This window comes from Rhizobium vallis, from assembly GCF_003985155.1.
Taxonomy (GTDB): domain Bacteria; phylum Pseudomonadota; class Alphaproteobacteria; order Rhizobiales; family Rhizobiaceae; genus Rhizobium; species Rhizobium vallis.
This window is the reverse complement of sequence record NZ_ML133690.1, coordinates 434,812-440,881: the sequence shown is the minus strand read 5'-3', so window position 1 is coordinate 440,881 and position 6,070 is coordinate 434,812. Positions and strand designations below refer to the sequence as shown.

The window sequence follows — 6,070 nt, the reverse complement described above, 5'->3', positions numbered from 1 at the left end:
ACGCCCGCTTGCGTCAGAACGGAAAGGATCACCTGTGCGCCGTCATCGCCGTCGCACGAAAACTCATCGTTCTCGCCAATTCGATCCTCTTTCGAAAGGCCGAATGGACGCCACAATACCGGAAAAATTGAAACATGGTTGCTCCCCGCTGGGGAGAAGACAGCTGCCGCGCCGGCACACTTCCTTTCACCCACATCCACATCCGAAGGGTCACCTCGAAGGACAAGGGCAGGTGATGCGTGCCCGCGCCGGCCTCCCTCCTCTTCTCCCCAGCGGGGAGAAGGTGGCCCGAAGGGTCGGATGAGGGGGCTGCACGGCACAACATCCAAAAGCGGATACAATAACGTCACACCGGCCGGCGCACCGCGCGGATCTTGCCGCTGCCGCCTCCGCCGCAGAAGAAGCGGTCGGCGCCGTCGGATTCGAGGCCGGAGACGCCGGCGCCCTCGGGCATGTCTAGCCGCTCCAGCACCTCGCCGGTCACGGGGTCGATACGCCTGACGTCGCTGTCGTCGCCTTCCCAGGTGCCGTGCCAGAGCTGGCCGTCAACCCAGGTGACGCCCGTGACAACGCGGTTGGATTCGATGGTGCGCAGGATCTTGCCGGTCTCGGGATCGATCTGGTGGATCTTGCGGCCGCGATGCTGGCCGACCCAGAGCGTGCCTTCGGCCCAGGCAAGGCCTGAATCGCCGCCATTACCGGGGGCCGGGATGGTGGTGAGGATCTGGCCGGTCTTCGGATCGACCTTGTGAATGACCGTCTCGGCGATCTGATAGAGGAACTCACCGTCAAAGGCCGTCCCGGCATGGGAGGCGACCTCGATCGAGCGCACCACCTCGCCGCTATCGGGATCGAGCGCGTTCAGCCGGTCGCCCGAGGCGAACCAGACGTGCCGGCCGTCGAAAGTGACGCCGTTGACGCGGTCGGCATCCGGAAAGGGTCCATATTCACGCAGGATCGTCGCAGCCGATGTCTTCATCTCTTCCTCCTTGTGGGTTGTCTCATACTAGTCGCTCGGCAGCGCTCCGGGGAGTAACAAGATCGTCGGGAAAGAGGAGAGCGGCGGGCTCATCCAACGGCGCGCCCGCCCGCGCCCGATCGCCTGCGCCTTGCCCTCGCCGGCGAGCGAATCCAGCGCCCGCTGCACGGTCCGCGGGCTGGCGCCAAGCGCGATCGCAAGCGCCGAACTCGACCACGCCTCGCCATCGGCGAGAAAAGCGAGCACTGCCGCATGCGGCCCTTCGACGAGCGGGGCGAGCACGGCGATCTCGCCCGCGCCGCGCGCCGAAAGCGCAAAGCCCCGCTTCGTCGCCGAGACCTCGGCGAGCCCCGCAAGTTCCGCCCGCAGCCGGCCGATCTCGACGCGCAGCCGCGCGCGATGCGATTCATCGGCATGTTTGCCGCGGAAAGCGCGCGCGATCAGGATGCCGCGGGACACATCCGCCGGCCAGGCTTCGGCAAGCGTCCGAGCGAGCGCAAAAAGCACCGGCCGGCTCGCCAACGGCACGACCGCGCCGGCCGCGCGCACGACATGGCGGCAGGCATCGACGACGAGCGTGCGGGAAAACAGCGCCTCCACCTCGGCAAGCAGCAGCGGGCGCTCGCCCCCATGCAAAATCAGCCGCGCCGCCGGGAGGTCGAGCACGTGGGCGGCGGTTTCGACCTCCGCCGTCAGCACCGGCATGCCGGCCTGCCGCGCCGCAAGCCCCGCCCGGTCGAGTGCGGCGCGCGCCGCCTCCGTCCGCAGGCGGCGAACGGCGATGCCGGCGGCGACAAGCTCATGGGCTGCCCGCAATGGCGGCGGCAGCGGCGTCGGGTCGAGCGCGGCCAATGCCCGCTCGGCTTCATCAAGCCGGCCGATCAGCACCAGCCGGCGAATGGCGATATTGCCGGCATGGGCGGCATTGACCCGGTCGCCATGCGCTTCCAGCACCTTTCGCGCCACCTCCAGCGCCTTCGGTGGCCAGGTGAGATCGCGCGAAACGAGTGCGATCTCGGCCTCGGCGACGACGCAGCGGGCGCGTGCCACCGCTTCCCGCGGCCCGAAGGCGCGCGCCGCATTCTTCAAGAGCGCCTTGGCGCGGATGAGATCGCCGAGCTGCGCCATGGCAATGCCGCGCAGCGCCAAAGCAGGCGCATCGTCACGCAGCGCCACCCGTTTCAAGGCGCCCAGCGCATCGCCCGATGCCAGCGCCAATGCGGCGGCCGTGATCAGCGAGTCCATTCAAATCCCGTCACACTTGTCACTCCCGCCATCCCCTCGCCCGGCCGTAATCTTCTCTCGACCGGCAGCAACCGCGCCGGATGCTACGACGATTGACAGGCAAAGGAGAAGCCCCATGACGGCACAACTGAATGCAACACGCAAGGAATGGCTGGCGGCGAGACTCGATCTGCTCGAGGAAGAGAAGGAACTGACACGGCAAAGCGATGCGCTGGCGGCCAAACGCCAGCAATTGCCCCGTGTCAGGATCGACAAGCAATATCGCTTCGACACCGAAGGCGGCGATGCCTCGCTGAAGGATCTCTTCGGCGGGCGCTCGCAGCTTCTCGTCTATCACTTCATGTTCGGGCCGGATTATAGCGCCGGATGCCCGTCCTGCTCGTCGATCGCCGACGGCTTCAACGGTTTCTTCGTCCATCTCCAGAACCACGACGTCGCCTTCTGGACGGTGTCGCGCGCCCCGCTCGAAAAGCTTCAGGCCTTCAAGCGGCGCATGGACTGGAGCTTTCCCTGGGCCTCATCAGCCCCCAGCGATTTCAACGCCGATTTCAGCGTGTTGTTCACGCCCGAGCAACAGCGCGGAGGCGGCATAGAGTATAATTACCGCCGCGAACCGCCCGCCCCCGAGCCGCTTGCGGGAAAGACGGTCGCGGAATGGCAGAGCCGCGACGGCGAAGGACCGGTCGGCCAGATCGCCGCCCAGACCGGCACCGACGTTCCCACCTACACCCGCGACCGGCCCGGCGTCAGCGCCTTCGAACTCATCGACGGCGCCGTCTACCACAGCTATTCCACCTATGCGCGCGGCCTCGACGGCATGTGGGGCATGTACCAATGGCTCGACCGCGCCCCCAAGGGCCGCAACGAAACCGGCATCTGGTGGCGCCACCATGACCGCTACGGCACGGAGTGACGGCAATGATCCTTTCCCTCCACAGCACGAAAAGAGGCGGCGATTTCGCCGCCTCGGATGCCGCGGTCGGCTCGGGCATGGCGGCTGTGCCGGACGGCAACGCCGCTCTCAACGCCGCCGAATGGCTGTCGCTGGCCGCCGCCGCAGATGGATCGGCCGGCAAGCCTGTCCCGGGCGCTAGAAGAATTGCCCGGGTTGGCCACACCGCGCTTGCCGCCGACTGGTTGTCATTCGCCGCAGCGCCGACATTCGCACTCATGGCGCTGCTGACGGCGGCGACCGGCAACGCGGACATGATCTGCATGACGACGCCGGATGCTTTTCCGCTCACCGGAATGGTGCCGATGTACCTGCTGATGAGCGGCTTCCACCTCTCGCCGTGGCTGCGGCTTGCCGGTCGGGGAGGCTTCGGCCGCCAGTGACGGTTCGGCATTGCCTGACGCGCTGGACCGAGAGCGCATACCGCGTGGCACCCCCCTCTGCCCTGCCGGGCATCTCCCCCACAGGTGGGGAGATCGGATGGGCGCAGTGGTTTCCCCAAACAATCAGCGTGCAGCACGGCGGAACGGAAGATAGGCAGGAAGTTCAAGCCACTTGCGATCTCCCCACCTGTGGGGGAGATGCCCGGCAGGGCAGAGGGGGGTGCCACACGGCACGCCGACACCAGATAGATGCAAGAAGCAATGTTGACGCGCATCCTTCGAGGCTCCGGCGGCCTTCGGCATGCGCTCCTCAAGATGAGGGACGTCGGAGGATACAGCCTCGATCATCCCGACGCGCGTCAGAGACGTTTCATCGCGCCAGCGACATGGTTCTTCACAGGCGCACGACTTTGGTGGGCGCATGTCCGTTTGCAAGCAGGAACTCGATGGACTCCGCCGGCCACCCCTGCTGCCCCAGCCATTCTGCGAGCCCTTCACGGGTGGTGAAGACCGGGCTCACGGGAGACCCTTCGCTGACGTTTTCGTAGAGCTGGAAGGCAGTCTTTTCAGCGGCGTCGATGTAGTAGAGCGGCTCATGATGCGCCCCCACCACCAATTCACCTTCTTCTTCCGGGTGATGCCAATCGGCCGGAACTCGGACTATCTCCACTCCCAAAGTCCAATCTCCTGATATCCGCGGCGATCTGAAATGCTTCCGAAGAGCATCGGCATTTTTTGGTTGGGCTGCAAGATCCACGAACGTCGGAAATGCGTGGCTAGCGGCTCTCCAAGTCGGAGACTGAAAAAACGAATCAGCCAGCCGCTTTTGCGCCTCAAAACAAACAATCACGCCCTACTAAAACTCCGCGCAATCGCCTCCCAGCTCTCCGCATCCGGCGCCAGCAGCAACCGCCCGCTGGTCATGCCAGGCCGATACGCCTCGCCGGTCAGCAGCGCGCTATAGCCGCCGGCTTCGCGGTGGATCAGCACGCCGGCGGCGTGGTCCCAGGGTTTGAGGTCGGCGTTGAGGGAAAAGCTCATCGCCCCTGTCGCCACTGCGCGGTATTCGAAGGCCGAGCAGCGCCAGGTCGTGGTGCGGGCGAAGTGCAGCAGGCCTTGGGCATAGGCCGGCTGGTCCTCGCTAGGGAACATGTGCAGTGGCACGGAGCCGTGCATTTCCGAAACGGGCGTCGGCGTCGCGACGGAGAGCCGTGTCCGGGCGCCGTCTCGCGCGATATGCCATGCGCCCTGCCCCGGCCGGGCGACGAGGAAATCGCCGGTCAGGGGGTAATGGATCAGCCCTGCGACCGTCTCTCCGCCGGAGACGATCGCCACGATCATGCCGAAGAGCGGCACGCCGTGGGCGAAGTTCCAGGTGCCGTCGACCGGATCGATGACGACGGCGAGATCGGCCTCGGCAAGCCGCGGCAGAAGGGCGGGATCGGCCGAGACCGCCTCCTCGCCGACGATGAGCGCTCCGGGGAAACGCACCGAGAACGCCTCGGTCAGCCGCCGCTCGGCGCCGGTATCGGCATCGGTCACCAGATCGTCGGGCGCAGTCTTGGTGCGGATGCCTTCGGCGGTGACGCCGAGGAAGCGGGGCAGGATTTCTGCCTCCGCCGCCCGGCGCATATCCTCCATCAGCGCGGAGAAAAGCGCATCGGAAATCTCCCTCACTTCGGGCGCGCCTCGATATAGGCCTTGAGCGCTGCCGGCTGGTCGGTCTGGATGACGCTGATGCCAGCAGCCATCATCCGGCCCCAGACCGCATCGGGATCGGCGAGCGCCGCACTGTCGGTCAGGCCGCAGCAGGAGACAGGATCGAGCGTATTGACCCAGAGCGAGATTCCCGCCTCGCGAAGGCGCTGATGCTGGCCGGCCAGCGTCTCCAGCCGGTCGAACTTGGCTTCGCACATGAAGGGACGCGCGAGGATGATCGCCTCGGCGGTCTGCTCGGCACTTTCCTCCCGGAAGGTGGCCATGCCCATAAAGGGGACGCCGTCGATCCCGCGCTGCCCGGCAAGCCAGGCGAGCGCTTCCGGCGTGCCGGCGGGCGCCTTGAGGTCGACCTGGTCGGCCATATCAAGTTCCCTAACCTTGGCGGCGACGATGCCCATCATCTCGCGATCCTTGAGGTCGAGATCGACGAAGATCCGGCCCCGGACGGTTTCGAGCACCTGTTCGAGGGTCGGAATGGTCTGCGTCGTGAACGGCTGGTCCGGGCCGCCGTCGGCCATGCGCAGCCTGAGGCTGGTGAGCTCGGAGATGGTCATCTCCTCGGGGATGCGGTCGATGCCGGCCATGCGTTCCAGCGTTTCGTCATGCAGGATGAACAAGCCGCCGTCCGCACTCTGGCGGATATCCAGCTCGACGATGTCGTAGCCGCCGGCAATTGCGTTTTCGATTGCGGCAAGGCTGTTTTCCGGAGCGTGATGCCAGGCGCCGCGATGGGCGACGATGGCGCAGGCGCGCGCGGGGTCGGCAATATGGTCGATGTATTTCATGGGTCTT

7 protein-coding genes and 1 pseudogene are annotated in these 6,070 nt (G+C 66.2%); 3 read left to right on the top strand and 5 right to left on the bottom strand.

Annotated features, from left to right (window positions below):
- Positions 1–131 (top strand): annotated as a pseudogene (locus EFQ99_RS35535) (IS110 family transposase); the annotation flags it as partial.
- A gap of 215 nt (positions 132–346) precedes the next feature.
- Here EFQ99_RS35535 and EFQ99_RS17710 read toward each other — a convergent pair.
- Entirely contained in the window at positions 347–979 is a 633-nt protein-coding gene (locus EFQ99_RS17710) for a Vgb family protein (RefSeq protein WP_126922294.1), read from the bottom strand.
- 27 nt (positions 980–1,006) lie between these two features.
- Positions 1,007–2,224 carry a helix-turn-helix domain-containing protein gene (locus tag EFQ99_RS17705; protein ID WP_126922293.1) on the bottom strand — a complete coding sequence of 406 codons (1,218 nt, stop codon included), beginning with the start codon at positions 2,222–2,224 and terminating at the stop codon, positions 1,007–1,009.
- 115 nt (positions 2,225–2,339) lie between these two features.
- On the opposite strand from EFQ99_RS17705, the gene EFQ99_RS17700 reads away from it, so the two are divergent.
- The gene (locus EFQ99_RS17700; protein ID WP_126922292.1) at positions 2,340–3,137 is read left to right on the top strand and encodes a DUF899 domain-containing protein; all 798 of its coding nucleotides are present in this window, start codon (positions 2,340–2,342) and stop codon (positions 3,135–3,137) included.
- A gap of 5 nt (positions 3,138–3,142) precedes the next feature.
- On the top strand, positions 3,143–3,559 hold the full coding sequence (locus tag EFQ99_RS17695; protein ID WP_126922291.1) for a hypothetical protein: 417 nt from the start codon (positions 3,143–3,145) through the stop codon (positions 3,557–3,559).
- 394 nt (positions 3,560–3,953) lie between these two features.
- Here the strand turns inward: EFQ99_RS17695 and EFQ99_RS17685 are convergent, their stop codons facing one another.
- The 3 genes from EFQ99_RS17685 to EFQ99_RS17675 form a co-directional block, all read right to left on the bottom strand.
- Positions 3,954–4,235 (bottom strand): hypothetical protein, encoded by a 282-nt coding sequence (locus tag EFQ99_RS17685; RefSeq protein ID WP_126922290.1) that lies wholly within the window; start codon positions 4,233–4,235, stop codon positions 3,954–3,956.
- Between the two features lie 170 nt (positions 4,236–4,405).
- Positions 4,406–5,236 carry an inositol monophosphatase family protein gene (locus EFQ99_RS17680; RefSeq protein ID WP_126922289.1) on the bottom strand — a complete coding sequence of 277 codons (831 nt, stop codon included), beginning with the start codon at positions 5,234–5,236 and terminating at the stop codon, positions 4,406–4,408.
- Positions 5,233–6,063 carry a glycerophosphodiester phosphodiesterase family protein gene (locus EFQ99_RS17675; RefSeq protein ID WP_126922288.1) on the bottom strand — a complete coding sequence of 277 codons (831 nt, stop codon included), beginning with the start codon at positions 6,061–6,063 and terminating at the stop codon, positions 5,233–5,235. The genes EFQ99_RS17680 and EFQ99_RS17675 overlap by 4 nt, the downstream gene beginning before the upstream one ends.
- Positions 6,064–6,070 lie beyond the last annotated feature (7 nt).